Source organism: Pseudomonas sp. TMW 2.1634 (genome assembly GCF_001703595.1).
Taxonomy (GTDB): domain Bacteria; phylum Pseudomonadota; class Gammaproteobacteria; order Pseudomonadales; family Pseudomonadaceae; genus Aquipseudomonas; species Aquipseudomonas fragi.
Genome location: NZ_CP016849.1, coordinates 1,490,452 through 1,517,125 on the forward strand (window position 1 = coordinate 1,490,452; position 26,674 = coordinate 1,517,125).

General features: G+C 60.6%; 24 protein-coding genes and 1 tRNA gene. 12 read left to right on the forward strand and 13 right to left on the reverse strand.

Annotated features, from left to right (window positions below; all coding sequences use genetic code 11):
• Positions 1–122 precede the first annotated feature (122 nt).
• The 4 genes from BFC21_RS06915 (at position 123) to BFC21_RS06930 (ending at position 2,866) form a co-directional block, all read left to right on the forward strand.
• Positions 123–479, forward strand: a complete 357-nt coding sequence (locus tag BFC21_RS06915; protein ID WP_016781162.1) for a hypothetical protein — start codon at positions 123–125, stop codon at positions 477–479.
• 60 nt (positions 480–539) lie between these two features.
• Positions 540–1,094, forward strand: coding sequence for a UPF0149 family protein (locus tag BFC21_RS06920; RefSeq protein WP_088377546.1), 555 nt, complete (start codon positions 540–542; stop codon positions 1,092–1,094).
• Between the two features lie 190 nt (positions 1,095–1,284).
• Positions 1,285–1,965: a GNAT family N-acetyltransferase gene (locus BFC21_RS06925; protein ID WP_088377547.1), complete on the forward strand. Its 681-nt coding sequence runs from the start codon at positions 1,285–1,287 to the stop codon at positions 1,963–1,965.
• Positions 1,966–2,014: 49 nt separating this feature from the next.
• Positions 2,015–2,866 (forward strand): CAP domain-containing protein, encoded by an 852-nt coding sequence (locus BFC21_RS06930; protein ID WP_088377548.1) that lies wholly within the window; start codon positions 2,015–2,017, stop codon positions 2,864–2,866.
• A gap of 82 nt (positions 2,867–2,948) precedes the next feature.
• Here BFC21_RS06930 and mqo read toward each other — a convergent pair whose 3' ends face one another.
• Positions 2,949–4,595 (reverse strand): malate dehydrogenase (quinone), encoded by a 1,647-nt coding sequence (gene mqo, locus BFC21_RS06935; protein WP_095003665.1) that lies wholly within the window; start codon positions 4,593–4,595, stop codon positions 2,949–2,951.
• 411 nt (positions 4,596–5,006) lie between these two features.
• On the opposite strand from mqo, the gene BFC21_RS06940 reads away from it, so the two are divergent.
• Together BFC21_RS06940 and BFC21_RS06945 are read left to right on the forward strand one after the other, a co-directional pair.
• Positions 5,007–5,366 (forward strand): hypothetical protein, encoded by a 360-nt coding sequence (locus tag BFC21_RS06940; RefSeq protein ID WP_088377550.1) that lies wholly within the window; start codon positions 5,007–5,009, stop codon positions 5,364–5,366.
• A gap of 3 nt (positions 5,367–5,369) precedes the next feature.
• Positions 5,370–5,552 carry a DUF1289 domain-containing protein gene (locus tag BFC21_RS06945; RefSeq protein ID WP_016781168.1) on the forward strand — a complete coding sequence of 61 codons (183 nt, stop codon included), beginning with the start codon at positions 5,370–5,372 and terminating at the stop codon, positions 5,550–5,552.
• Between the two features lie 3 nt (positions 5,553–5,555).
• Here the strand turns inward: BFC21_RS06945 and yghX are convergent, their stop codons facing one another.
• Positions 5,556–6,440, reverse strand: coding sequence for a YghX family hydrolase (gene yghX, locus BFC21_RS06950; RefSeq protein ID WP_088377551.1), 885 nt, complete (start codon positions 6,438–6,440; stop codon positions 5,556–5,558).
• 151 nt (positions 6,441–6,591) lie between these two features.
• Between yghX and BFC21_RS06955 the strand changes: the two genes are divergently transcribed.
• Positions 6,592–7,062: an FAD/FMN-containing dehydrogenase gene (locus tag BFC21_RS06955; RefSeq protein WP_120265842.1), complete on the forward strand. Its 471-nt coding sequence runs from the start codon at positions 6,592–6,594 to the stop codon at positions 7,060–7,062.
• Between the two features lie 67 nt (positions 7,063–7,129).
• On the opposite strand, the gene BFC21_RS06960 is transcribed toward BFC21_RS06955, so the two are convergent.
• Complete coding sequence (locus BFC21_RS06960; protein WP_088377553.1) at positions 7,130–7,819, reverse strand: HAD-IA family hydrolase; 690 nt, start codon at positions 7,817–7,819, stop codon at positions 7,130–7,132.
• A 205-nt stretch (positions 7,820–8,024) separates the two neighbouring features.
• Between BFC21_RS06960 and aroE the strand changes: the two genes are divergently transcribed.
• The 3 genes from aroE to BFC21_RS06975 all read left to right on the forward strand — a co-directional run bounded on the left by aroE (position 8,025) and on the right by BFC21_RS06975 (position 10,903).
• Positions 8,025–8,840, forward strand: a complete 816-nt coding sequence (aroE, locus tag BFC21_RS06965) for a shikimate dehydrogenase (protein ID WP_088377554.1) — start codon at positions 8,025–8,027, stop codon at positions 8,838–8,840.
• 59 nt (positions 8,841–8,899) lie between these two features.
• The gene (locus BFC21_RS06970) at positions 8,900–10,342 is read left to right on the forward strand and encodes an MFS transporter (protein WP_120265843.1); all 1,443 of its coding nucleotides are present in this window, start codon (positions 8,900–8,902) and stop codon (positions 10,340–10,342) included.
• Positions 10,343–10,525: 183 nt separating this feature from the next.
• Positions 10,526–10,903 carry a DUF1640 domain-containing protein gene (locus tag BFC21_RS06975; RefSeq protein WP_088377556.1) on the forward strand — a complete coding sequence of 126 codons (378 nt, stop codon included), beginning with the start codon at positions 10,526–10,528 and terminating at the stop codon, positions 10,901–10,903.
• A 50-nt stretch (positions 10,904–10,953) separates the two neighbouring features.
• On the opposite strand, the gene BFC21_RS06980 is transcribed toward BFC21_RS06975, so the two are convergent.
• The 9 genes from BFC21_RS06980 to BFC21_RS07020 form a co-directional block, all read right to left on the reverse strand.
• Positions 10,954–12,138, reverse strand: a complete 1,185-nt coding sequence (locus tag BFC21_RS06980; RefSeq protein WP_177342578.1) for a type III PLP-dependent enzyme — start codon at positions 12,136–12,138, stop codon at positions 10,954–10,956.
• Positions 12,135–13,895, reverse strand: coding sequence for an IucA/IucC family siderophore biosynthesis protein (locus BFC21_RS06985; protein ID WP_088377558.1), 1,761 nt, complete (start codon positions 13,893–13,895; stop codon positions 12,135–12,137). Before BFC21_RS06985 ends, BFC21_RS06980 begins: the two co-directional genes overlap by 4 nt.
• The gene (locus BFC21_RS06990) at positions 13,892–15,034 is read right to left on the reverse strand and encodes an MFS transporter (RefSeq protein WP_088377559.1); all 1,143 of its coding nucleotides are present in this window, start codon (positions 15,032–15,034) and stop codon (positions 13,892–13,894) included. Before BFC21_RS06990 ends, BFC21_RS06985 begins: the two co-directional genes overlap by 4 nt.
• The gene (locus tag BFC21_RS06995) at positions 15,019–16,800 is read right to left on the reverse strand and encodes an IucA/IucC family protein (RefSeq protein WP_088377560.1); all 1,782 of its coding nucleotides are present in this window, start codon (positions 16,798–16,800) and stop codon (positions 15,019–15,021) included. The genes BFC21_RS06990 and BFC21_RS06995 overlap by 16 nt, the downstream gene beginning before the upstream one ends.
• Entirely contained in the window at positions 16,797–17,996 is a 1,200-nt protein-coding gene (locus tag BFC21_RS07000) for an acetyl-CoA carboxylase biotin carboxylase subunit family protein (RefSeq protein WP_120265844.1), read from the reverse strand. The genes BFC21_RS06995 and BFC21_RS07000 overlap by 4 nt, the downstream gene beginning before the upstream one ends.
• Positions 17,997–18,069: 73 nt before the next feature.
• On the reverse strand, positions 18,070–20,154 hold the full coding sequence (locus tag BFC21_RS07005) for a TonB-dependent siderophore receptor (protein ID WP_095003656.1): 2,085 nt from the start codon (positions 20,152–20,154) through the stop codon (positions 18,070–18,072).
• Positions 20,155–20,172: 18 nt separating this feature from the next.
• On the reverse strand, positions 20,173–20,883 hold the full coding sequence (locus tag BFC21_RS07010; protein WP_088377562.1) for an HpcH/HpaI aldolase/citrate lyase family protein: 711 nt from the start codon (positions 20,881–20,883) through the stop codon (positions 20,173–20,175).
• A gap of 298 nt (positions 20,884–21,181) precedes the next feature.
• Positions 21,182–21,257: transfer RNA gene (locus BFC21_RS07015), tRNA-Asn, on the reverse strand.
• A gap of 64 nt (positions 21,258–21,321) precedes the next feature.
• Positions 21,322–22,518, reverse strand: coding sequence for an amino acid aminotransferase (locus BFC21_RS07020; protein WP_088377563.1), 1,197 nt, complete (start codon positions 22,516–22,518; stop codon positions 21,322–21,324).
• 290 nt (positions 22,519–22,808) lie between these two features.
• Between BFC21_RS07020 and uvrB the strand changes: the two genes are divergently transcribed.
• Positions 22,809–24,824 carry an excinuclease ABC subunit UvrB gene (gene uvrB, locus BFC21_RS07025; RefSeq protein WP_086797407.1) on the forward strand — a complete coding sequence of 672 codons (2,016 nt, stop codon included), beginning with the start codon at positions 22,809–22,811 and terminating at the stop codon, positions 24,822–24,824.
• Positions 24,825–24,927: 103 nt separating this feature from the next.
• Here the strand turns inward: uvrB and BFC21_RS07030 are convergent, their stop codons facing one another.
• Positions 24,928–25,350: a RidA family protein gene (locus BFC21_RS07030; RefSeq protein WP_095003654.1), complete on the reverse strand. Its 423-nt coding sequence runs from the start codon at positions 25,348–25,350 to the stop codon at positions 24,928–24,930.
• A 147-nt stretch (positions 25,351–25,497) separates the two neighbouring features.
• On the opposite strand from BFC21_RS07030, the gene BFC21_RS07035 reads away from it, so the two are divergent.
• Positions 25,498–26,649, forward strand: coding sequence for an MFS transporter (locus BFC21_RS07035; RefSeq protein ID WP_120265845.1), 1,152 nt, complete (start codon positions 25,498–25,500; stop codon positions 26,647–26,649).
• The last annotated feature ends 25 nt before the right edge of the window (positions 26,650–26,674 follow it).

Sequence of the window (26,674 nt, forward strand, 5' to 3'; positions counted from 1 at the left end):
GGATCCAATAAACGCAAAAAACCCTGAAAAAGCGGTAATTTGTAGCAAATGATCAAATTTTCTTGCCATAACCCGAACCGCTGCCCTATAAGCGCCTCTTTGAAATTATCAGAGAGCTATCAATGAGTGCCGGATTCACCGAGGACGACATGCGCAGAGCGCTCGGCCTTGATCTGCCTGCTACCCCGGTTCAACCTGAGGTTGAATTCGACGTTGAACCTGCCCCCGAAAAAATCGCCCCGGTTGTAAAAAAAGCGGCGGCACCTGCCAAGGCGCCATCACCTGCGCCGAAAAAGCGCAGCGGCCCGATTCTTCGCGTCACCATGCGGGTGACCAAGGTGTTTGACGGCGATGAAACCCTGTTTGTGCATGACTCCAAGGACCTGAGCCGCTTCAATGCTGAGCAAGAGGCCAAAAAGGCCCTGGCCAAAGCCGGCTTTAAATACTTTGAGCTCCAGTCTATCGTTTCCGTGGACTGACTTCGCACCGGCGATCTGCACCGATCGCCCGCTGTACCGCCCCCTCCAAGGAGCCCGAACATGCAATCGCAACCCCTGAACGCCAGCGACTTTGAAGTGATCGAAAACACGTTGCTCAAATACGGCGACGATCACTCCGTGCTCAACCCTTCAGAACTCGACGGTTACTTCACCGCGCTGGTTTCGAGCCCGACGCAGGTCGATATTGGCGAATGGTTCCCGGCGATCTGGGGCGGTCAGAACCCGGCCTGGGAAAGCCCTGAAGAAGCCAAGCAGTTCATCGAACTGAGTGTGCGTCATATCAATACCCTGGCCCGGCAACTGGCTGAGGACAGCAGCGCATTTACCCCGCGTTTCGAGCAGACCGAGCATCTGGGCCAGGACGTGACCCTGGCTGAAGAGTGGTGCTTCGGCTACACCCGCGCAGTAGCCATCAGCAACTGGCCAGCACTGCCGGCACCGCAAGCACGCCTGCTGCAAGCCATCGCCGACTGCGCCGAGCAGGACAACTTCGAACTGCCCGCCGACCTCGACGTAGCTGCCCATCAGCAGAGCGTTGCTGCCATTGCCCCCGCCGCGCGGGCGCTGCATGACTTTTGGTTGAGCCAGCGCTAACGTCGGCGAAGCTGATTTTGATTTTGTAGCAGCTGCCGAAGGCTGCGTCCGGCGGCAAAGCCGTCGTAAGATCAGCCACCGCGGCCATCCAGGTAAACCTCGTACCGCGTATTTACGATCGCTTTGCAATCGGACGCAGCCTTCGGCAGCTGCTACGAATTGTCCTGCGGCACACTATAGAAACCACCCCATGCCCCTCCTCACCCATTTCAATACCCCGGTCAGCGAGCCGATCAACAGCCAGATCCTGCAACTGGTGGTCGATCACCTGAGCGATATCAGTGCGATGGAAATCGCCCCGAGCAATCTGCTGTACAGCATCTATCAATACGCCATCGGCTTTGAAGTGCACTTGTACCTGCAGGCACTCGATGGATCCAAAGGCATTGCCGTTGAGTTGCTGGTCGCGACTGACGACCAGGACCCGGAAAAAGTGACCGGCTTCGCCCTGTACTTGCCCGTCAAGGACGACCCCCAGGCCTGCGCCATTGCCTATATGGCCGAACTGGCCAGCCATCGCCAGCAGGGTGTGACCCGGGCGATGGTCGCGCAGGTGGTGCGTCGCTACCCTCACACCGAACTGACCTGCAGCGTGAGCAAGGTCGCCGCATTCGAGGCGATGGGCCTGCAAGTCATCGGTACGCGCGGCCCGCAAGTGCTGATGAACACCCGCGACCACAGCAGCGATGGCCTGACGGGTGTGCTCGACGTGGCCGCGATTTACCAGTCCACCGAAGTGCGCCAGATCCATACCTACCTGCTGCAACGCAACGGCAAGAAGGCAATGCTCGACGCCGAGAAAAAACGTGACCGCCAGATCGATCAACTGACCGCCAGGGCCAAAGCCTTCGTGGCACAGGCAAAAGACTAACCGGGCGAAATAACGCATCATGGGCGCACTCCGTTTAGAGGGAACCCGTATGCGTGCTCACTTCACCCTGAACCGTCTCGGCGCCTTGAGCCTGGGTCTGGCGTTCAGCGCTGGCGCCGTGGCCAGCGAAGAATCGCAATTGATCGAGTCGATCAACGCCTACCGCAGCCAGATTCAGCTGTGCGCCGGGCAGCCATCGCAAGAGTTGCCACCGCTGTCGGCCGACACCCGCCTGGTGCTGCCGGCCAGCAGCTTCGGCGATTTGCAGCAAGCCCTTGCCCGGGCAGCCTACCCGATGGTCAATGTGCAGGCGATCAACCTGTCCGGCCCCCGTGATGCGCAAGCCGCCATGAAAGCCGTGCAGGAAAGCTTCTGTCGCGTGGTGCTGGACCCGCAATTTGTCGATATCGGCGTCAGCCATGACCAGCGCGACTGGCGCATCGTTCTGGCCCGCCCGCTGCTGGCGGCACGCTTGGGTGACTGGCAGGCCGAAGGGCAAAAAGTCCTCGAGATGCTCAACAGTGCCCGCAACCAACCCCGCCAATGCGGCACCCAGACCTTCAGCCCCGCCGCGCCCCTGACCTGGAACAGCAACCTGGCCAGCGCTGCCGAAAATCATTCGCGGGACATGGCCAACAACAACTATTTCGATCACAAGGGACGCGATGGCAGCACCCCGGGGGATCGTGCGGAACTGGCGGGCTATATCGCGCAACAGATCGGCGAAAACATCGCCGCCGGGCAAGACACCACGCGCAAGTTGGTCGATGGCTGGCTGGCAAGCCCTGGCCATTGTGCCAATGTGATGAACCCTGAGTTTCGCGAACTGGGCGCTGCCTATGCGACAGACCCGAAAAGTGATGCGGGGATTTACTGGACGGCCCTGTTCGGGACCCAGTGAGGGAGTACGCGGAGGTTGAGCGAGGAAGTCACGCTAAATAAAGCGGCCCCACCCGAATAGCATCGGGCGGGGCCGTTTTTTTTTACAGCGCCATGTCAGCCGCTGGATTGCTTGGCGCAGGCTTGGCCGGCGCTTGAGCAGGTGTTGCAGTGTGAGTCGCCGCCGGGATTGCCGGTGGTGGAGTCAGTTTCAGGACTTCAGCCGTGTAGGCCCACTCTTGAGCAACGCGATCAGGATCGCCGTTCAGCTTGGTGCCATAGCTCGGCACGATCTGGTGCAGCTTGGCTTGCCATTCTGGTGTCGCAACCTTGTCCTTGAACACGGTTTCAAGCACGGTCAGCATGATCGGTGCCGCAGTGGAGGCACCCGGGGATGCGCCCAGCAGGCCGGCGATGCTGCCATCTTTGGCGCTGACAATCTCGGTACCGAGTTTCAACACGCCGCCCTTCTCTTCGTCACGCTTGATGATCTGCACGCGCTGACCGGCCTGCCACAGGCGCCAGTCTTCGGACTTGGCGTTGGGGAAGTACTCTTTCAGAGCATTGAAGCGGTCTTCGTCCGACAGCATCAGCTGACCGGCCAGGTATTCAACCAGCGGGTACTGTTCGATACCGACTTTGGTCATTGGCCAGATGTTGTGAGTAGTCGTGCTGGTCAGCAGGTCGAAGTACGAACCTTCTTTCAGGAACTTGGTGGAGAAGGTTGCGAACGGGCCAAACAGGATGACGCGCTTGCCATCCAGCACGCGGGTGTCCAGGTGCGGAACCGACATCGGTGGCGCGCCAACCGAAGCCTTGCCGTAGGCCTTGGCCAGATGCTGCTCGGCAACAGTCGGGTTATCGGTCACCAGGAACGAGCCGCCAACCGGGAAGCCTGCGTATTCCTTGGCTTCAGGAATGCCGGATTTCTGCAGCAGGTGCAGGGCACCGCCGCCAGCGCCGATAAACACGAACTTGGCGTCAGTTTCGGTTTTAGTGCCGTCCTTCAGGTTTTTGTACACCACGCGCCACGAACCATCTTCATTGCGCTTGATGTCTTCAACTTCGCTCGACAGTTTCAGCGAGAAGTTAGGCTTGGTTTGCAGGTAAGCCGCGAACTGGCGTGTGATTTCGCCGAAGTTCACGTCAGTACCGATCGGAGACCAGGTAGCCGCGACTTTCTGGTTGGGATCACGCCCTTCCATCATCAACGGAACCCACTTCTTGATCTGCACCGGGTCTTCGGAGTACTGCATGCCCGCGAACAGAGGGCTGGCTTGCAGGGCTTCGTAGCGCTTTTTCAGGAACTTGATGTTGTCGTCGCCCCACACAAAGCTCATGTGCGGCGTGGAGTTGATGAACGAGCGCGGATCTTTCAGCACGCCGTTCTTGACCTGCCACGACCAGAACTGGCGCGAGACCTGGAAAGCTTCATTGATTTCAATGGCCTTCGGGATTTCAACGTTGCCGTTCTTGTCTTCTGGCGTGTAGTTCAACTCTGCCAGGGCCGAGTGACCGGTACCTGCGTTGTTCCAGCCATTGGAGCTTTCCAGGGCAACGCCATCGAGACGTTCGATCATCTCCATGGACATGCCGGGTTCCAGCTCATTGAGCCAGACACCCAGAGTAGCGCTCATGATGCCGCCGCCGATCAGCAGTACATCCACGTGTTTTGGTTCTGCCGCTTGCACGGAGGTAATCCCCATGGTCAGCGCCAGGCCCAGTAGCCCCTTGTTCATTTTTTTTAACATGTTGTAGTACCTAAGATAAAACGCCATCTGCCCGGCACGCAGTGCCTGAAGTTGCCTGGCCCACTGCAGACGGTCACCTGCAATCGAACCAGCTTCAAGCCCCGAACGGGCAGATATATAAGGCCTGTGCACGTTACAGACCTCACTTCATGTACCTTGGGCGCTGATCTCTTGTTGGTCTTGGCTTCAGCTACTTGGGTAACATTTTGGGTACAGCAGATGCGACTCCCTTGATGTCCGGCCTGCTCGCGGTTCCTTCCGGGGAACCTGCGTGGACATGACGCTCCAGGGCGGCCAGCCGTTCAACCGCGACATTCTACCTCAGGTGGCACTCTGGGCGAAGCAGCAGTAGCCAAGCCCCGCGCTCAGGTATAATCACGGCTTTGCCCCGCCTATCAACAGGATTCACCCATGTCTCTAAGCAAACGCACCCAGGCACAGATCGAACGTCGCCTGATCACCTCACTGACCGAGGCCTGTGAAACGGCCAAATCACAGATCCCGGGGTTTGCCTGGCTGACCCATGTGGTCGACTACGAAGCCTTCCCGGCCAGCCTCAAGGTGATCTGGGTGTTCGATACGCAAGCCAGCAAAGACTTCGCCCTGGCCGATGGCGAGGCGCGCTTTATGGGGGAACTGACGGCCCAGGCATTGGCGGATGCCGGGGTCAAGGTACGCAACGGCTCGGCCCATGTGTATTTCGACTCGGAAGAAGAATGCCAGCGCAGCTGTGGCGGCAACTGGCCAAAACGTCTGGCCCAGAAGAACTGAGCCGTGGCAAAAGACATCGAAAACCCGTGCATTGCGGTTTGCCAGCTTAGCGGCGACTTGTGCGTGAGTTGCGGGCGTACCAAGGAAGACATCCGCAAATGGCGGGGCATGAAGCGCCCGGAAAAAATGGCCGCCGTGCAGCGCGCCAGCGCACGGCTCAAAAGCCTGCGTAAAAAAAACAGCTAAGCGCTACGCCAGGTACTTGGTGAACCAACCCAGGGTTCTGTTCCAGGCCAGGGTGGCGGCGGCTTCGTCGTAACGGGGCGTGGAGTCGTTGTGAAAGCCGTGGTTCACCCCCGGGTAGATATGCGCCTCATAGACTTTGCCGTTGGCCTTCAACGCCTGTTCAAAGGCTGGCCAGCCTTCATTGATGCGCGTATCCAGCCCGGCGTAGTGCAGCATGAGCGGTGCCTGGATACGGCTGGCCTCATCAGCCCCCGGCTGGCGTCCGTAAAACGACACCGCCGCCCCCAGCTCCGGGTAGGCCACTGCTGCCGCATTAGCCACCCCGCCGCCATAGCAGAACCCGGTAATGCCCACCTTGCCAGTGCTTGCATCGTGGTGCATCAACCACTCCACCGCCGCGAAAAAGTCATTCATCAGCTTGGTCGGGTCAACTTTCTGCTGCAGCGCCAGGCCTTGCTCGTCATTGCCGGGGTAACCACCCACCGACGTCAGGCCATCGGGTGCCAGGGCAATAAACCCCGCCTTGCCCAGGCGCCGGGCCACATCTTCGATATACGGATTCAGCCCGCGATTCTCATGCACCACCACCACGGCCGGCAGCTTGCCGGTGGCCTTGGCTGGCCGCACCAGATAACCACGCACCTGGCCGTTACCCTTGGGCGACGGGTACAGGATGTACTCGGCAACAATATCCGGGTCGGTAAAAGAAACCTGCTCGGCGAGTGCATAGTCAGGACTCAACGCCGTCAGCAACGATAACGCCGTCGTACCCAGGGCGAACACCGCAGCACGGTCAAGAAACTCGCGGCGGTTGATGGTGCCGTGGGCGTAGTAGTCATAGAGCTCAAGCAATTCGGGGGCAAAGTCTTTCGCTGTCAGACGCGTCATCAGTGCAGTTCCTTGGGCCGGTTGCGCTTAACCTTAGAGCATTTTGTAGCTAAATGCGTCTCAGACCTTTTACCTGACGCTGTGGGATACCATACCGGCCCTGCCTGAAACCTGTCAGGCCAGACCTAGTTAACTGAAGGGGTATCGAACGGTGAAAATTGCACTTGTGCTGCTGTTGAGCGCTTTTTCCATGCTGGCCCAGGCCGCGAATATCGGCGAGCGCCTGACGCCGTGGACCTTGCAGGATCAGCACGACCAGCCCTACACCCTTAACGAGAAAACCCGGGTGCTGCTGGTAGCACGCAATATGGACGGCTCAAAACTGGTCAAGGCCGCACTGGAGAACCAGGCCAAGGGCTATCTGGAGGCACGCAATGTGGTGTTCCTTGCCGATGTGCAGCGCATGCCTTCGCTGATCGGCAAATTTATCGCCATCCCGGCCATGCGTGACTACAGCTACCGCGTGGTGCTCGACCGCGACGGCAAGGTGGCTGCCAACTATCCGGGCGCCGAAGACAAGGTGCTGTGGCTGCAACTGGACGACGGCAAACTGGTGTCGCAGCAAGAGTTTGCCAGCGCTGACCAATTGCGTGCAGCGCTGGAAAAACTGCCGGTGCAGTGACCCCTGTAGCCGTTGACGAGCGGAGCAAGGCGACGTTCGTCAACGACTACAAAGTGTTTGCTTGCACTCAGCGCATCGGCGGCAAGCCATAAGCCGCCAGATCAAAATCGGCCAGCTGGCGAATGATCAGGTCGGCATGCGCGTACTTGCTGTCGGCCATCGCTTCATCCGGCACGGCTATGGCGGTCATGCCGGCGGCTTTTGCCGCCGTCACGCCGAAGGGCGAATCTTCAAACACAAGGCACTGCCCGGGCGCAACGCCCAGGCGCCGTGCTGCCGTGAGGAAGATATCCGGCGCAGGCTTGGCCGCGCCCACTTCAGGGTCATCAGCAGTGACGATGGTGTCAAACAGGTCAAACCACTCACCATGCAAGGTGGTCTTGTGCGCAAATGAATGCTGCGACGAACTGGTACCTACTGCTATCGGGATATTGTGGGCCTTCAAATGCCGCACCAGCGCCTCGGCACCCGGCATACCCGCGGCTTTGGGGAAGCGCTCTTTTAGTAGCGGTTCGCGGATAACCAGGAATTCCTGCGCGGTGATCGGCAATTCCAGCGCCTTGACCAGAAATTCGGCCAGGTCCAGAGCGCCGCGACCAATGATGTGCTGCTTGATGCTCCAGTCATAAGTGCGACCGTAACGTTCGGCGATGATCTGCGTAACTTCGGTGTAGATGCCCTCGGTATCCAGCAGTAACCCGTCCATATCGAAAATCACGGCCTTGATCGGGCCGACAGCAGCACGCGGTGTAGTCATCACAACAAATCCGTTGGCAGGAAGGATTCAGCACCATAACACCGGGAGAGGCTCAATGTGCTTGCACACATCGACAATCGCCCGGAATCAGATGGTGATCAGTATCCGTGATCACAACATCACCATATACGATTGGCACACGGCGCAGGAGGGGTTGAAAGTGGGCTTATTGCCCCACTCATAAATCCAATACAAGGAGGCACGCATGCCCCAGTCCCTGCCAACCCTGTGCGGTTCGATCATGGGCTCACCCTTTTCCCTCTCCGCAAAAATCCACAACGCGGCCTACGCCGCCCTGGGCCTGGACTACACCTTTGTCTGTTTTGGCATCGAAGATCCGGTTGCAGGCGTCGCGGCCATCCGCACATTGGGTGTGCGCGGGATGAACGTGTCCATGCCCTACAAAACCGTGGTGATGGAGCATCTGGACGCGATCGATGAGAACGCGCTGGTCATTGGCGCGGTCAACACCATCAATAATGTCGACGGTGTACTCACCGGCTACAACACCGATTACCTGGGCGCGGTGCGCGCCCTGCAGGAAGTCTGCGAGCTCAATAACCAGCGGGTTGCCGTGATCGGCGCGGGGGGTGCAGCACGGGCCGTAGTCTATGGCTGCCTGCAAGCGGCAGCCCGGGTCACAGTGTTCAACCGCAGCAGCGAACGGGGCAAGGTCCTGAGCTCAGACCTGGGCGCGCACTGGGGCGGCAGTGTCGAGGCCTTCGCCGCGCAGGATTTTGACATCGTGATCAACGCCACCAGCGTGGGCTTCAAGCAACCTGACAGCAACCCGCTGGACGGGCTACTGGCCAGCCACCTGATTGTCATGGACGTCGCCTTTATGCCCGTGCGCACCGCCCTGCTGCTGCAGGCCGCCGAGCTGGGCTGCTGCACCGTGTCCGGCACGCGCATGCTGGTGCATCAGGCCTGTCGGCAAATCGAGTTGTACACCGGCATGGAGGCGCCCATCGACATCATGGAGCAGGCCATGCTCGAGGAAATACAGAGGTTGAATCTGTAAAAAATCTGCTGCCTATCGATAACAAGATGCCGTAAAGGCACCTACCAGAAGGTACCAACATGACTCACGAACATGGTTCATCTGATATTGACCTGGTCCCCGAAACCCAAGCCCCCAAGAAAGACCTGCACCGGGCCGCCTGGGCCTGCTCCCTGGGCAGCGCGCTGGAATACTATGACTTTGCCCTCTACACCCTGGCCGCCGCGCTGATTTTCGGCCCGCTGTTCTTCCCTGAACAAACCCGCACCATGAGCCTGATCGCCAGCTTTGGCACCTACTTCCTGGGCTTTGCGATCCGCCCGCTGGGCGGCGTGCTGTTCGGCATGATCGGCGACCGCGTGGGGCGCAAGTTCGTGCTCACCTCCACGGTGCTGCTGATGGGCGTTTCCAGCACCCTGATTGGCGCCCTGCCCACCTTCAGCCAGGTCGGCTACCTCGCCCCCGTGCTGCTGGTGGTGCTGCGCCTGCTCCAGGGGCTGGGCGCGGGTGCCGAACAAGCCGGTGCGGCGGTAATGATGACCGAGTACGCCCCGCAAGGCCGCCGCGGCTTCTACGCGGCGCTGCCGTTCCTTGGCATTCAACTGGGCACTATCCTTGCCGCACTGGTGTACTTTGCGGTCATCAGCAGCAGTGACAACGTGCTCGAAAGCGGGCTGTGGCGCATACCGTTTTTCAGCAGCGTGGTGATCGTTGCCCTGGGCCTGTACATGCGCCTGTCGCTCAAGGAATCGCCGACCTTTATCCGCCTCAAGGCACTTAAGCGCGTGTGCGACAACCCGCTCAAAAGCGCGATGAAACATTCCAAACCCACGCTGCTGCTGGGCATCGGCCTGCGCCTGGGAGAAAACGGCGGTTCGTCGATTTACCAGGCCCTGGCAGTGAGTTACATCGTGGGCGTGGTCGGCCTGCAAGGGCCGGTGGGCGTACTGACACTGATCTGCGCCGCCAGCCTGGGCGCGCTGACCGTGCCGATTGCGGGCAAGCTCAGCGACCGTTTTGGCCGTGTAGTGGTGTACAGGGCCTTTGCCCTGCTGCAACTGGCACTGGCGTTCCCGGTGTGGTGGGTACTGAGCCAGGGCAATGTGGTGGCCAGCATCATTGCCATCTCCATCGCCCTGGGCATCGGCACCTGGGGCATGTTTGGCACCCAGGCGGCGCTGATGCCTGAGCTGTTTGGCTCGCGCCACCGCTATATGGGGGTATCCATCGCCCGGGAAGCCTCTGCGGTGATTGCTGGCGGCATAGCACCATTAATTGGCGCCGGGCTCATCGCTCTGGTCGTGGCCAGCCATGATGGCGACGCCAGCGCCGGTATCGGCGCCTGGTTGCCAATTGCCTGCTACCTGTCACTGCTGACGCTGATTACCCTGTATACCACCTTCAAAACCCCGGAAACCCTCAACCGCGACCTGGATGAACCACGTGATGCCTGGGAAATGCTGCCCGCCCATAGTGAGCAAATTCTGACACCGCAGCCTGCCGCGCCTTCTCTGCCCAGATAAGTCCCAAATAACCTGCAAAAAAGCCGCTCTTGTCAGCGGCTTTTTTATGGGTCGTCGACGGCTGACATCACTGACAGAAACGGCTGACTTTATTGTTTGGCGGGTTAAGCAGACTATTTGGTTTGGACCCGTCCCTGCCATCAGGTGGAGACCTTTGCGCAGTTGCCAATCGCAGGAGGCGAAATGAAGCTGTCGATCACCCTGTATGACGCGCTGACATCGATCAGCATGCCCTCAAACAAAGCCAAGGCAGTTGTTGATGCCTGGGAGTGTGATGTGGAAAAACTCGCATCCAAATCTGATCTTGCACAGACAGAAAAACACCTTAAAGCTTCAATTTCAGAGCTGGGCGCAGAGATGCGCGCTCTGATCAGGGAGCAAAGTGCCGAGCTTCGCTCGTCCATAAGGGAACAAGGCGTAGAACTGCGTACCTCAATCTCGACACTGGAAGCCCACAACAAGATTGTTCAGTGGCAGTTCGGCATTCTTTTTGTTTGCATCAGCGTGCCCGCAATCAAAATGGGCTATGAGTTCCTGAGCGAGGTCCTTCTGAGCCAATAGCCCTCTTGGCTTTTACAACTGGCAGCCATTGGGCTGCCAGCTGCGTGCAATCAACCCTCGATAAAAGCCTTCAACGGCGGTTCATGCATCAGGAAATTCTGATGCGAGATGTTCCAGGCATAAGCCCCCGCCAAGGTGAATACCAGCAGGTCACCCATCGCCAGTTGCGCGACCGGTTGCTGCCTTGCAAGCACGTCTTTCGGCGTACAGAGCTGGCCTACCAGGGTGACGCGTTGATCGCTGACCTGTGCGGGTTGATTGCCCCGCACTACCGTGAACGGATGGTCATGGCCCTGGGCTGCCGGGGTACGAAAATGGTGAGTACCGCCACGGCCAATGGCGAAAAGCTCGCCGTGGCTGCTTTTGATATCCAGCACCTGCATGACGTAGTAGCCGCACGCAGCGCTGATAAAGCGGCCGATTTCAAAGCGGATACGGGTCGCGCCCATCGGGTACTCGTCGAGCAACCCCTTGAGGCCCAGGCAAAACCTCGGCCAGTCGAACGACTGTGCTGCGTCCTGATAGTTGATCCCCATGCCGCCACCGACGTTCAGGAGGGGCAGTTGCAAGCCGTGGTCGCGACACAGTTGGCGGAAGGTCAGTAAATAGCTGCGAATCAACTCCAGGTGCGCATCCACATCCAACTGATGGGAAAGCAGATGGAAATGCAGCCCCTTGAGTTCCAGCGACGGCTCTTCGCGCAACACTTGCAGGGCGCTGGCCAGCCCCTCTTCATCCAGGCCGAACGGTGTGGGTTTACCGCCCATGACCAAACGGCTCTGAGGTGCCCGGGCCAGCTTCAGATTCAGGCGCAGCATCACCGGCGCCTGTACGCCCCGCTTGCCAGCGATGCGAGCCAGGCTGCGCAATTCGGTGACACTCTCGACATGAAACGCTGAAACCTGGTACTGCAGGGCAATATCCAGTTCATGATCGAGCTTGCCAGGGCCACCAAAGATCAGCGGCTGGTCAGGGCACTGCTCGTGCAACCAGGTCAGTTCACCGCCCGAGGCAGCTTCAAATCCATCCACCCAAGGTGCCAGGGTTTTCAGCACCCGAGCTTCAGGGTTGGCCTTGGCAGCGTAGAACAGTTCGCAATTTTCGGGCATTGCCTGACGCATCGCTTTTACATGCTGCTCAAGGGCTGGCAGGTCGTAAATGTAGGCACACAGTGGCGCCTCGTGCCCGGCCTTGAGCTGCTCGATACGTTGACGGACCGCTACAGGAAGCGTCATGCGCATTCGCTCTTTTCAATGACTGCCAGCGGGCTGGGCAGCAAGGTGTAACCGGCCTCTCGGTCGGCACGCATCATCAAGCGGGTCATAAAGTTTTCCTTGCTGGGAAACGCTGCCCCGGCGCACAGGTCAAGCAGTGGCTGTGGCTGGCCGAGCTGCAGGGATTGGGCCTGTAACAGTTCAGCAATGCGACCCCAGAGCTGTTGCTCCAAGGTGTCGCTGCCATTGGCCAGATGAAAAATCGCTTCTCCCAGATTGTTTACCAGAGCGCAGTAACCCACCCGCTGCCAGGCCTTTTGCGCGCTGTAGTAGACCGAGGTCCGGGTGCGCTCATCCAGCGCGCTCAGGCGTTCGGCAGGCCAGATTTCCGGGACCAGCTTGGTCCCTTCCAGATCGCGAATCCACACCCGGCAAGGCAGGCCGTCTTCGGTGAAACCGATCACCGTGTTCTGCAAATGCGGCTCCAGCGCTATGCCCTGGCGGAACAGGCAATACAGGACGCCGCCCAGCATCCTCGCGGCATAGGCATCCAGCCAGTTCAACGTGGCCTGTTCGATGCTCAAGCCAGCCCGGTCAGCGTAACGCTGAACCTGCTGACGGCAGACGCTTCGATCCTGTTGATCCCAGGTAAACAGTGCCATCGCCACCTGCGGCTGATAGCGCTCGCGGTCAGCCACGCTCAGGTTTGCCCGGTACACGATGCCGAAACACTCGGTGACTTCGCGGGCCTCCTCCAGGGAACCAAGGGCACTGAGGTCCAGGCTGGTCGCGGCGGGTTCGGGCATCAATACAAAATCCGGTTGCCGGGTTGCCAGTTCGTCCATGATCGGCCCAAGCAGACGGGTCAAGGCTACGGCGCTGTCCAACTCATACCAGGCGTTTTTGCGCACGCAGTTGGTCAACCGCACATGCATCGAGAATTTCATGAAATAGGCCAGTTGCGGGTGGTAAAGCGTACGCACGGACGAGGTCGGGTACATGGCCAGCCCCAGTACCCCGAGGTACTCGATCAGGCCCTGTTGCTGCGCACGCTGCACCATCGGGTCGGCCAGTATGCGGGCGACTTCCCAGGGGTGGCACGGGTAGGCGTCGTCGCGCCCCGAGAGCTGATGCAGGGTGCTGCGCGGATTCTCGCCCTGATGACGGATCAGCAGCGGATCAACCTTGAACCAGTGCAATTGAAAGCGCGCCCCGACCTCCGGCGAACAGGCCAGCAAAGCGTCATGGGAAATACCCTCGCGGCTTTTCGGCGTCGGATGCAGGGCATGGCCCCACAATTGATGTTGCTCGGACGCCAGCAAGCTGTCAGTGACCTCATTGGCCGGACGGGCATGGCGCAGAAAGGTTCGGGTAATCTGCAGGCTGTTGGCGACTTGTTGCAACATTTCGCCAACTCGCTCGACACCGCTGAGCGGCGTACACAACAGGCTGGCCAGCTCCTCGGCGTCCAGGGGGCGCCAACTTTGCTGGTTGCCCTTGAAGTAAGGTGCGCCGATGTAATGGCAGCGTCCCAGCAGGCTGGCGCGGTCGATGCGCACCACCAGCCGGCCACCCGGCAGACGCAGGCTGATGCAACGACCGTTGGCCTGGCGCAGGCTCATCGGCAAGTCCTGTGCCTGATAGTTCAGGTTGGCTTCGTTGCGCGGCAGGGCATATTCACGCAAATAGCAGTTGAGCAGGCACTCGATGGCATGGCGCTGGGCCTCTCCATCCAGGGCATGGTCGTTCAGGGATGCAGTATTAAGGGTGATCGTCATGCCGGAATCTCCCGGGAAGTCATCAATAGAGGGCGTGCGATTACCAAGGCCGCCAGGGCCGCCAGGCACGCAACAAGAAAGGGTGATGCGATGCCGCAGGCCTGACTGACCACGGCGGCCGTGACACCGGCAGCCGTGCCGGCCCATTTGCCACTGGAGTCGAACCAGCCGAACAGGCGCCCTGCACTGCCCTGGCGGCTGCGCTGGCTCAGGCAGCGATGCAGGCCGACAAAGCTGAGCAGCATGCCCGCCCCACTGAGCAGGCGCAGAGCAAACAACGGCTCGGCCTGCACGCTCCAGAATTGCAGGGCATTGCTGACGGCCAGCAGCGCCAGCCCTGGTAACAGCAGGTTGCCCGGGTGCTTGTGGACCCAGGGCAAGGCCAGCAGGTACACCACATGGGGCAGGCTGTAGAGCACACCGATCAAGGTGTCGCTGCCAATCCCCAACTGCTCGCCGAAGGGCATGAAATAGGGAAATGTCACGACCATGGCGAAACTGAACAAAAACTGCACCGCCAGCAGCCGTGTCATGTCTGCCGGAAGTTCGCTCAAGGCCTCGGGTTTCTTACGGTCCAGGGCATGCCTGGGCGTGTCATTGGGCAACGGCAGCACCAGCACGAAGGCCAGCAACGGCAGCCAGGCCAGCCAGCTGTACAGGTTGATGCCCAAGCCTTGCGAGGTCAGCAGCCCCAACAGGATCGGACCGCTGATCATCGCCAGGCGTGCCGAATACTGCGTCCAGTTCAAGGCCCGGGACAGATCCCCGCCCTTGAACTGGGTCGACAGGTAGGCGTTGGACGCCGCCATCGCCCCGCCGAAAGTGCCCTGGATGATCAACGCCAACACAAACACCCCCAGATTGGGGCTAAAGCCCGCCAGCAGAAACCCCGCAAACAACCCTGCATGGGCACGCAACAACGAAATACGGCAACCGTTGCGATCGGCCCAGCGCCCCCAGAGCGGTGCGGCCAGGGCTGTGCACAGCGTCGGCAGGACAAACAGCACGCCGATGGCCCAGCCCGGGGTATCAGGGGCCAGGTCGGCGAGGATCCGCGGCAGGTACAAAGGAATACCCAAGGCCGTAAAGGCCGACAGGTAATGCCCCAGCAGCACGCTGGCAATCAGACGGCGCTGCATGCCACCTCCTCCAGCAGGAAATTCGCCGCGCTGTAGCCATAGAACTTGTTGATGTCACTGGCCCCCGAGTGCGCCTTGCTGAACAGGCTGCCGGCACTGAGCAGGTATTTGACCGGCAGCCTGGGGCTGTCGAGCAGCCAGCGGCGTGCGTCGTCAACGTTGATGCCTTCGGCTTCGAGTTGCCCCAGACATGCCGTCAGGCGCTGACGCAGCGTGCCATACAGGCGGGCTCGCGTGTCCAGGCCCGCCTGCGCGATGGCCTCCACAATGGCGACCATGTTCAGTTGCAAGGTGATGGTGCAGAACATTTCCGCCAACGGCTGGCTGCTGTCGACGCGAATGCGTTCATCCTGCAAGGCGTCTGGCCATTCGCTCAGGTCCGGGCACGCCGTGGCAAAGCGCTGCGGCCACAGGCGAGCGGCATCGTTGTCCTTCATCAGCAGGCGCACGGGCTGATCCTGCTCGTAGATCAACACCGCGTTCTGCTGGTTGGCCTCCAGCGCGATGCCGTATTGCAGCCAGAGCCGCAGATGAACCTGCAACAGCAGGTCGAGATAATCATCCAGCCAATGCTGCAAGGAGCCTGCGTAGAAGCGCTCGACCAATTGCTCGAGGAACAGCCGGCCATCAGCCAGCGGGCTGGCCAGCGCAGCCACCGGTACCAGCGTGGTGTGGTCCAGGCCCGCCGGGTAACGACGCACGATATAGGCCAGATGGCGGCTTTGGGCAGCATGGCCACCGTGCTTTTCATCAACATGCAGGTACCGCGATGCCAGCGCTGGATCACGCTCGGCCAAGGCCAGCAGCGTGGTCTGAAACCAGTGGCCGTCATACAGGGTGCTCGGCTTGATCAAGCGCAGATTGCGCGCCCCCAGGGTGGTGACCAGCAATGGCAACTTGATATGCCACTGGGGGTGATCAATGCACACCAGCGTGCGCACGGACAACGTCGGTTCGACCTGCATGGCAGTGCGTGGTGCCTTGAGCGCGCCATCAGGCAGGCCATACTGCTCAAGCACAGCCCAGGTCAACGGATGCACCGGCAGCAGTGAGTGGCTGGTGTGCAAAGTGGCTGGCAAGCCAACCTCCTCAAAGCCCGGCCAATGCGGCGGCTGCGCACTGGTGAGGGTCAGGGCCTGCTTGGGGATCGCCAGCCAGTTGAGTTCGAAACGCGGCGCGAACTCCGGCGCATAGCCTTCAAGGGCCGCGTCATCGAAGCCGCTTTTGGCCCGCGCGGTCGGGTAGAACGGGTGGTCCAGATAACTGGCCAGCTGGTCGATCTTCAACAGGCGCTGCGACCAGTGCTCGAGCCCGATAACATCGCCGAGTGCGGCGGCATTGCGCTGATAGGCTTGCTTGCACAGGGTCCGGTGTTGCGTGGCGCAATCGGCCTCTTGCCGATACGCCGCGAACAACCCGAGGCTTTCTTCATCCAGCCCCTGGCTCAGTAGGCCCAGCCACAGCGGGTAGCCACGCTGGACCTGCGGCAACTGCTGGGGCGCTACCCGGATCCAGGCATCGCCAGTCACGCTCCAGTCCTGCAACGGATACGCCCGCACCACCGGCAGCCACAGTTCGTCAGTGCCCAAATGGGCAATCCTCAGCCAGTGGTTGCCCGGCTGCGCCGGCAGATAATGGGTCAGTTCTTCGGGCAATTGCGCAATCAGCCCCTGGCTGACCACCCCGCGAATGTCTTCACGCAGGCAGCAATCGATGATGCGACGGGTAATGAATGCCTGATCGGCGGCGTCTGCTTGCAGGCTCATGCCACCACCCACTTCAAGTCGTTGAGGGTCGAGTTCAGGTGGGCATCGAGGCTCACGTCATCCGCGGCGATCAACCGCAATACGCCAACGTAGTCCTTGTTGGAGTGGCTGATGGTGACGGTGTCGCCGGTATGCTGCAACGCGCGATAATCACACCAGTGGCTCTCGGACTCGACATTGAAACTGGCGCTGGCCTGGTCCAGGCGCCCCGGGCGCTCAGCCACCAGGTAATGCACCGTGGCCTGGGCTTGCGCCGGTTGCGCTGCGATCAGGCTGTGGCCCAGATGCAGGGCGACGATACGGTCGAACCAGCCCTGTGGCAGCAGGCGATCGAGCAGGAACTCGCGGCCATCGCCAATGCTGCGGTAGTTGATCTCCACCAGCATCGGGCCTTGGGCCGTGAGAATGAACTCGCTGTGACAAACGCCGAAATTGACGCCAAACGCAGCAACCTGTGCCAGCGCGGCAGCCCGCTGCACGCAGCTGAGCTGGCCGTTCCAGCGTGCAGCCAGTTCCACGAAGTGCGGTGGGGCCGACAGGCTCACGTCGAAGCCGCCGATGGCTTGCAGGTTGCGCCCGTCGCCCAGGGTCTCGAGGGTGAACAATGGGCCAGCCATATAGGCTTCGAGCAAGAGCGCGCGGTCCGGTTGTTGCTGCCAGAACTGCTCGCAGTAAGCCCTCAGCTCGGCGGCGTTATGGCACAGGCGCACGTCCAGGCTGGCCACCCCTTCCCGCGGCTTGGCCACCACCGGCCACGGCGCATCGTCCGGCAGTTCGGTGTTCGCGCCCAGCACCTGGAACCACGGCCCGGGCAACCCCAGACGCTGCATGCGCTCACGCATGGCTGCCTTGTTTTTCGCGGCGTAACACAGCCGCCAGTCTTTGCCCGGGCACTCGAAGGCTTCTGCCACTATCGCCGTCGCGGTTTGCAGGTGATCGCTGTTGGAGAACACGGCCACCGGGCGCAATCCCTGGGCATTGAGGCTCTCGATCACCGCCAGCGGGTTGAACACATCACACTCGATAACCTGGAGCTGGTCAGGCGAAATCGGCGACGTGGCGAGCAGGCGCCGGTGTTCCTGAGCATGGTCGGTAATCACCACGATCGGCAGGCCGCGCTTGTGTGCGGCAGGCAAAAAGCCCTCGAGAATGGCTGGGTGTGCGACGTGAGCAAGGATGACGAATGGACGTTGCATGGCACTTTCCTGGGGGCAACAGTTGCCCGTCCCGCAGGCTCGGGCAACTGGTTAAGGGGCGCGTGTGCGCGGTTTAGAAGCGGTAGTTGACGCCTAGGGTGAGCGAACGCTCAGGCGCGGCTTGACGACCCCACGGGCTGGTGTCGATCCCGCGGAAGTAGTATTCGCGGTTAAACAGGTTGCTGATGCCCGCCGAGGCGGTCAGGACGCTCTTGTCGGCCAGCGGGAATTCACGCTCGATGGCGGTATTCCACACCCAGTAGGCAGGCAGCTCGCCCACACTGGCAGAGGCATTTTCTTCTCGGGTATTGGCCGCATCGGTGTAGGCCTTGCTGATGTACAGGCCATCAAGGTTGTAGGTCCAGTGCTCAGCAAAACGGTAGCGGGCATCCACCAGAAACTGGTTGCGCGAGGAATACGGCACCTCGTTGCCCTTGTAGGTACCGTTGCGCTGCTTGGCGTCGAGATAGGCATAGCCGGCATGCAAGTCCAGGTCACGCATGGCCTGCGGCGTCCAGAAAATATCGGTCTCGAAGCCCTGGTGACGGGTGCTGCCCAGGTTGTCGAAACGGTCGGTGGTCGCGTTGTATGCAATCTGGTCGTCGAAGTCGATGCGGTACAGGTTGAAGTCGACACGCATGCCGTCCCACGGGGTATATCGCACGCCGGTCTCGTAGTTCCACGCCAGTTCGGCACCCACGGCGCCTTCCTTGACGATCTGCGTGACCTGGGGCGGACGCAGGGACTTCTGGGCGTTGGCGTAGACATACCAGGCCTCGTTGGCCTGGTAACCCACGGTCAGGCCCGGCAACCACTCTTCAGACTTGTTCTCGCGCTCGAAGCCGGTAATGCCGTCGCTGTAATTCATGCGCGCATTCTCATAGCGCGCGCCCGGGGTGATGGTCAGGCGGCGATCGAACAGGCTGATGGCGTTGCTGATATAAAAGGCGCGAGCGCTGTCATCGAACTTCCAGTCGCGAAACGGCGCGGTGACGCCGGTGGCCAGGCTCTCGCGGTTGACCTTGTAACTGATGTCTTCGCTGACATACCGGGCACCGAGCAGCCAGGTCTGGCCGACGGTGTCGCCATCGATGGTGGCACTGATGCGCGGCTCCGTACCCCAGACCTTGAAGTCACGCGGGCCGTCCTGCTTGGTCACCGCTGTACCGTCCGGAGTGAACGGCAAGCCGACCACAAAGTTGCGATAGCTGTTGTGGGCAAAGTTGGTCCAGCTGAACTCCACCGAGTCAAATGGCCCGATTGCGCCCAGTCGCTGGGTGTAAGTGCCCCAGACGCGATCGGTGTCACCCTCGAAGCGGTCCAGCGGGCGGGTCGACTGGCGCGGGTCGTCCTTGTAGTCCTTGACGCTGAGCGCGCCGGCCAGGTCCATGTCGGCCTTGTAGTGCTGGATACCGAAGCTCAGGTCGCGGTCGTCGTCGATGTTCCACTGGCCGCGCAAACGGTAGTTCTGCACATCGGTATCGGAGTGCTCACGACCGTAGGAGCCGCTCAGGGTGTTGATGTCCAGTTGCAGGCCGAAGTTGTCGGTCAGGTAGCCGCCGGTGCCCACATAGGTGTCCCACAACTGGCGCCCGCCCACGTTGAACGTGGTCTTTTCCTGCAGGGTGGTTTCCCACTCGCGGGGGATCGGCTTGCTGATGAAGTTGATCACCCCGCCGACGTTGTTCGGACCGTATTGCACCGCTGCGCCCCCGCGCACGATATCCACACGATCGACCGTGGCCATGGTCATTGGAAACAGCGAAAGCCCGGTCTGGCCGTAAGGCGCCAGGGCCAGGGGAATGCCATCGGACAGGGCCTGGATGCGACCGCTGCGGCTCTCATACAGACCGCGCACGGAAATTTGCGGCAAGGCCCCGGTGCCGGTCTCGTCAAAAATCTTGATCCCGGGCACTCGCTGCAGCGCATCGTCCAGACCGCGGGCGCTGGCTTTTTTCAGGTCGCTGGAATCGATCACGCTGCGACTGCCGGCATAGGTACGGACTTCCTGGTCGCTGGCCGCGCCAAGAACGTCGCCCTGAATCGTCATGGGCGCCAGCTCCACACTGCTGGCAGGCGGCGGATCGGCCGCCAGGGCCGCGTGGCAGATGCCCAGGGTGAAGAGGCTCAGTGAAAAGTGCAGTGTTGTTGTTTTCATTGGACTACGTCGACTCATTTATTGCTGTTGGAGAGAGTGCAGGCGGGCTTTCAAGGCGTTATGCAGCAGGCCGCGGTCTTCACCCGCCAAAAAGCTGCGAACGCCACGAGCGCGCCACAGCGCATTCTGTTCAGCGGTGCGCGGGTTGGCGCAAAACGCTACTTCGGCACGCAGGCAGGTATCGGCCATGTCTTGCAGGGTTTGCCAGACCTGGGGATTGAGCGGGTCCGGGCCGAGGCCAAGATCAAGGGCCAGGTCGAGGGCGCCTTCCATGATCATGCCGACACCCGGCAATTGCAGGATCTCGCTTAGCGCGTCGACGCCGGCGCGGCTTTCGATCATGGGGATGATGGGGGTCTGGCGGTTGGCCAGCTCGATGTAGTCGGGCAGTGGCAGGCGGCCGAAGCCGGTGATGCGCCCGCCAGTGATGCCGCGCTTGCCCAGGGGCGGGAAAAAAGCTGCGTCGAGGGCGCGCCGAACCTGCCCTGCACTCTCGGTGCGCGAAAGCACGATGGCTTCAATGCCGGCATCAAGCGCCCTGCCGATCAGTTTCTCGTCCACTTGCGCCATGCGCAGCCAAGGCGAAATTCCGGCGGCCTCACAGGCCCGCACACAATGCATGATGTCGTCTTCGGAACGCAGCAAGTGCTCTAGATCAAGGATTACAAAGTCATAGCCGGCAAATGCAAGCATCTCGCAAAGCAGCGGTGAAGGGAGAGAGTTGAGCATGCCGTAAACGTTTTTCCCGGCTTGCAGTCGGGAAAATACCGGAGAAGTTCTTATCACTGACACAGATCCTTTGAGCTAGACCGAACTGCAGGCAATAATAATCATTCTCAGATAGGAGTAAACGATTTTTATTATCGAATAGCGATATTCGTGACGAACTTCTTAAAAAAAACGTTTCAGGTTGCAAGAAAATGGCTAAAAGCCATTATTTTCTGAGGAATTCAGGCGGGGTATCCGGCAGGCATTTGCCAAATTTCAGGCAAAAAAAAGCCGCTATCGCTAGCGGCTTTTTTCTATCTGGCTCCACGACCTGGACTCGAACCAGGGACCCAATGATTAACAGTCATTTGCTCTACCAACTGAGCTATCGCGGAATGGCGTCTATCTTACTGATATAAAAAGAGAAGTCAACACTTTCGATGACTTCTCCCGGATTGTTCAGATGACCTGAACAATGGCGTCGGTTACCGCTTCAATGTTGCGCTGATTCAAAGAAGCCACGCAGATTCGACCGGTATCCAGGGCGTAGATGCCGAACTCGGTACGCAGGCGCGTCACTTGTTCAACGGTCAGGCCGGAGTACGAGAACATGCCACGCTGACGGGCAACAAAACTGAAGTCATGGCCCGGGGCCTTTTTCGACAGCAGTTCAACCATCTGCAGACGCATGCCACGAATGCGCAGACGCATTTCTGCCAGCTCTTCTTCCCACATCGCACGCAGCTCAGGGCTGTTTAGCACTGCAGCGGCGATGGTTGCGCCGTGGGTCGGCGGGTTGGAGTAGTTGGTGCGGATCACGCGCTTGACCTGGGACAGAACGCGGGCGCTCTCCTCCCGGGATTCAGTGATGATCGACAGTGCGCCAACGCGCTCGCCATACAGCGAGAACGACTTGGAGAACGAGCTGGAAACGAAGAAGCTCAGGCCCGATTCGGCAAACAGGCGCACGGCTGCAGCGTCTTCGTCGATACCGTCGCCAAAGCCCTGGTAGGCCATGTCCAGGAACGGGATCAGGCCCTTGGCCTTGACCACATCCAGCACGTTCTGCCAGTCGGCCGGGGTCAGGTCGACGCCGGTCGGGTTATGGCAGCAGGCGTGCAGCACCACGATCGAACCGGCTGGCAAGGCGTTGAGGTCTTCGAGCATGCCGGCACGGTTCACGTCATGGCTGGCAGCGTCGTAATAGCGATAGTTCTGCACCGGGAAACCGGCAGTTTCGAACAGCGCGCGGTGGTTTTCCCAGCTTGGATCGCTGATGGCCACCACAGCGCCCGGCTGCAGTTGCTTGAGGAAGTCCGCACCGATTTTCAGCGCGCCCGTGCCACCAACGGCTTGCGTGGTGATCACCCGGCCAGCCGCCAGCAGTGACGATTCGGCACCGAACAGCAGCTTCTGTACAGCTTGGTCGTAAGCAGCAATGCCGTCGATCGGCAAGTAGCCGCGCGACGCATGCTGGGCAACCCGGATCGTTTCGGCTTCGACAACGGCACGCAAGAGCGGAATTCGTCCCTCTTCGTTGCAGTAAACACCGACCCCCAGATTCACTTTGCTGGTACGAGTATCGGCGTTGAATGCTTCGTTGAGGCCCAGGATAGGATCGCGTGGTGCCATTTCGACAGCGGAGAACAGGCTCATTATTACGGCGGCTCTGAATGGGGAATGGAGGGGGTGACAACGCTCCAGCCGATTGCACTAGAGCGGTGCACAAACGGGGAGCAAGTATAAGCCCGATCAGGATTCGGGCAACAGGCTATTGCCGGTTTTGGCCAAGTATTTGAGTTTATTTTCAGGCCACTGGTCTAATTGCAATCTTTGCCAATAGGCCCGTATCAGAGCTTCGCCTTGAAACAGTAGGACAGGGCCTCCATATTTACCCGTATCCTGTTTTTTCCTGCGGCCTTACAGACGCAAACCAGAGGTCCTTCATGCCCGATTTCCAGCTTGTTACCCGCTTTGAGCCTGCGGGCGATCAACCCGAAGCCATTCGCCAGATGATCGAAGGCATCGAAGCCGGTCTGTCGCACCAGACCCTGCTCGGGGTAACGGGCTCGGGCAAGACCTTCAGCATCGCCAACGTGATCGCCCATGTGAACCGCCCTACCCTGGTGCTGGCGCCCAACAAGACCCTGGCCGCGCAGTTGTATGGCGAGTTCAAGTCGTTTTTCCCCAACAACGCGGTGGAGTACTTCGTCTCGTACTACGACTACTACCAGCCCGAAGCCTATGTGCCCTCCTCCGATACCTTTATCGAGAAAGACGCCTCGATCAACGACCATATCGAGCAGATGCGCCTGTCCGCGACCAAGGCCCTGCTGGAGCGCAAGGACGCGATCATCGTCACCACGGTGTCGTGCATCTATGGCCTGGGCAGCCCCGAGACGTATCTGAAGATGGTGCTGCACGTCGACCGCGGCGACAAGCTTGACCAGCGCGAGTTGCTGCGCCGCCTGGCCGACCTGCAATACACCCGCAACGACATGGATTTTGCCCGCGCCACCTTCCGTGTGCGCGGCGATGTGATCGACATCTACCCTGCCGAGTCGGATCTGGAGGCGGTACGCATCGAACTGTTCGATGACGAAGTCGAAAGCATCAGCGCCTTCGATCCGCTGACCGGCGAAGTCATCCGCAAGATGCCGCGCTTTACCTTTTACCCCAAGAGCCACTATGTAACGCCGCGCGAAACCCTGCTCGACGCCGTCGAAGGCATCAAGGAGGAACTCAAGGAGCGTCTCGAGTACCTGCGTGCCAATAACAAGCTGGTCGAAGCCCAGCGCCTGGAACAGCGCACCCGCTTTGATCTGGAAATGATCATGGAGCTGGGTTACTGCAACGGCATCGAAAACTACTCGCGCTATCTGTCGGGGCGTGAGCCCGGCGCCGCACCGCCTACCCTGTTTGACTACCTGCCGGCCGACGCCCTGCTGGTCATCGACGAGTCCCACGTCAGCGTGCCGCAGGTGGGCGCCATGTACAAAGGCGACCGCTCGCGCAAAGAGACCCTGGTGGAATACGGCTTCCGCATGCCCTCGGCGCTGGACAACCGGCCGATGCGTTTTGACGAATGGGAGCGCATCAGCCCGCAGACCATTTTTGTCTCCGCCACCCCCGGCAATTACGAGGCCGAGCACTCGGGCCGGGTGATCGAGCAAGTGGTGCGCCCGACCGGCCTGGTCGACCCGCAGATCGAGGTGCGCCCGGCCCTGACCCAGGTCGACGACTTGCTCTCAGAGATTTCCAAGCGGGTGGCCCTCGAAGAGCGCGTGCTGGTGACCACCCTGACCAAGCGCATGTCCGAAGACCTCACCGATTACCTGGCCGACCACGGCGTACGGGTGCGTTACCTGCACTCGGATATCGACACCGTGGAACGGGTCGAGATCATCCGCGACCTGCGCCTGGGGGTGTTTGACGTGCTGGTGGGGATCAACCTGCTGCGTGAAGGCCTGGACATGCCCGAGGTGTCATTGGTGGCGATCCTGGACGCCGACAAGGAAGGCTTCCTGCGTTCCGAGCGCTCGCTGATCCAGACCATCGGCCGGGCGGCACGTAACCTCAATGGCCGGGCGATTCTCTACGCTGACCGCATCACCGGCTCGATGGAGCGCGCCATCGGCGAGACCGAACGCCGCCGCGAGAAACAGATCGCCTTCAACCTGGCCAACGGCATTACGCCCAAAGGCGTGTTCAAGGACGTGGCCGATATCATGGAAGGTGCGGTGGTGCCGGGCTCGCGCAGCAAGAAACGCAAAGGCATGGCCAAGGCCGCGGAAGAAAACGCCAGGTACGAAAACGAACTGCGCTCGCCGAGCGAGATCAGCAAACGCATTCGCCAGCTGGAAGAAAAAATGTACGCCCTGGCCCGCGATCTGGAGTTCGAGGCCGCGGCGCAGATGCGCGACGAAATCGGCAAGCTCAGGGAGCGCCTGTTGCAGGTGTGACCCTCCTGTGGGAGCGGGCTTGCTCGCGATGCGTGCGGCTCGGTGTAGCTCAATCACCGAGGTGCTGCTATCGCGAGCAAGCCCGCTCCCACAGGGCAATCTCTCAGACGGCTACCGCCGCAACCGCCTCGACCTCAAACAACATCTCATCCAGCGCCAGGCGCGGCACCGGAATCAAGGTACAGGCCGGTGCCGGCAGCTCGCCCCATACCCGCTTCACCTCGGCGCCCAGAATCTGCAAACGCTCCAGGCTGTGATCCACGATCAATACCGTGATCTTGGCCACGTCCTTGATCTGCGCATCCGCCGCTGCCAGGGCGATCTGCAGGTTGGCAAAGGCCTGGCGGACCTGCTCGGCAAAGTCGGCTGACAGCTCGCTGTCGGCGTTCTCGCCGCCCTGGCCGGCGGTGTACACCAGGCGCACATTCGCTGCCACACGGGCAACATGGGAGTAACCATTGGGCGCAGGGTCATACAGCCCTGCGGGGTTGAGCAATAGCACTGCGGAGTCAGAGTTCTTGTCCATAAAATACGTACCAGTGGCAGCGGGATAAGCAAGCGCGCTATTCAACCACTCTCGCCAATCCGTACGCCAGCGCCCTCGCGAGCCATGCCGCAAATATGCAAGGATGTTACGCCGCAGCGCACCAAAGCCCGTTTTCCAAGGATGACCATGACTGCCATCACCACCCAAATGCCCCTTGTGCCCGGGCGTCTTGAACAAATGTCGACGCGCATTGCGTTTTTTATCGCAGGCTTTGGCCTCGCCGCCTGGGCGCCACTGGTGCCCTACGCCAAAGCGCGGGCAGGACTGGACGAGGCCACCTTGGGCCTGTTGTTGCTGTGCCTGGGCGCGGGCTCGATCCTGGCGATGCCCGTCGCCGGTATCCTGGCCACGCGCTATGGCTGTCGCCGGGTGCTGGTGGGCGGCACGCTGTTGATCTGCCTCGCCTTGCCCCTGCTGGCAACGGTCAGTGCCATACCGCTGTTGATCGCCACACTGTTTTTGTTTGGCGCGGGCCTGGGCGCCGTCGACTCCACCGTCAACCTGCAAGCCGTGATCGTTGAACGCGCCAGCGGGCGCAACATGATGTCGGGGTTTCACGGGCTGTTCAGTGTCGGCGGGATTGCCGGTGCGGCCGGGGTCAGCGCCCTGCTGGCGTTGGGGCTGTCGCCGCTGTGGGCAATAGTGGTGGTGATCGTGTTGATCCTCGCGGCCCTGCTCAAGGCTGCGCCGCATCTGCTGCCCTATGGCAGTGAAAGCAGTGGCCCGGCGTTTGCCGTGCCCCACGGCGTGGTGCTGTTTATCGGTTTGCTGTGCTTTACCGTATTCCTGGCCGAAGGCGCGATGCTCGACTGGAGCGCCGTGTTCCTGACCAGTGAGAAAAGCATCGACGAAGCCTATGCCGGGCTGGGCTATGCCGCATTTGCCTTGACCATGACCGCAGGACGGTTGATGGGCGACACCATCGTCAGGCGCCTGGGCGCGCGACTGGTGATTGTCCTGGGCGGGTTGTTTGCCGCCACGGGCATGGCCCTGGCAACCTTGGCACCGAGCTGGGAGTTAGCGTTGCTGGGTTATGCGCTGGTGGGCGCAGGTTGCTCCAACATCGTGCCCGTTCTGTACACCGCCGTGGGCAAACAGACCGTGATGCCGGAACACATCGCCGTGCCGGCCATCACCACACTGGGTTATGCGGGCATTCTGGCAGGGCCTGCGGCCATCGGCTTTATTGCCCATGCCAGCAGCCTGGGCAGCGCCTTCTTGCTGATCACCGCCATGCTGCTGGCCGTGGCCATCAGCGGGCGGATTTTACGGGTTTGACGGACGCTGCCCTGGCCCTGTGGGA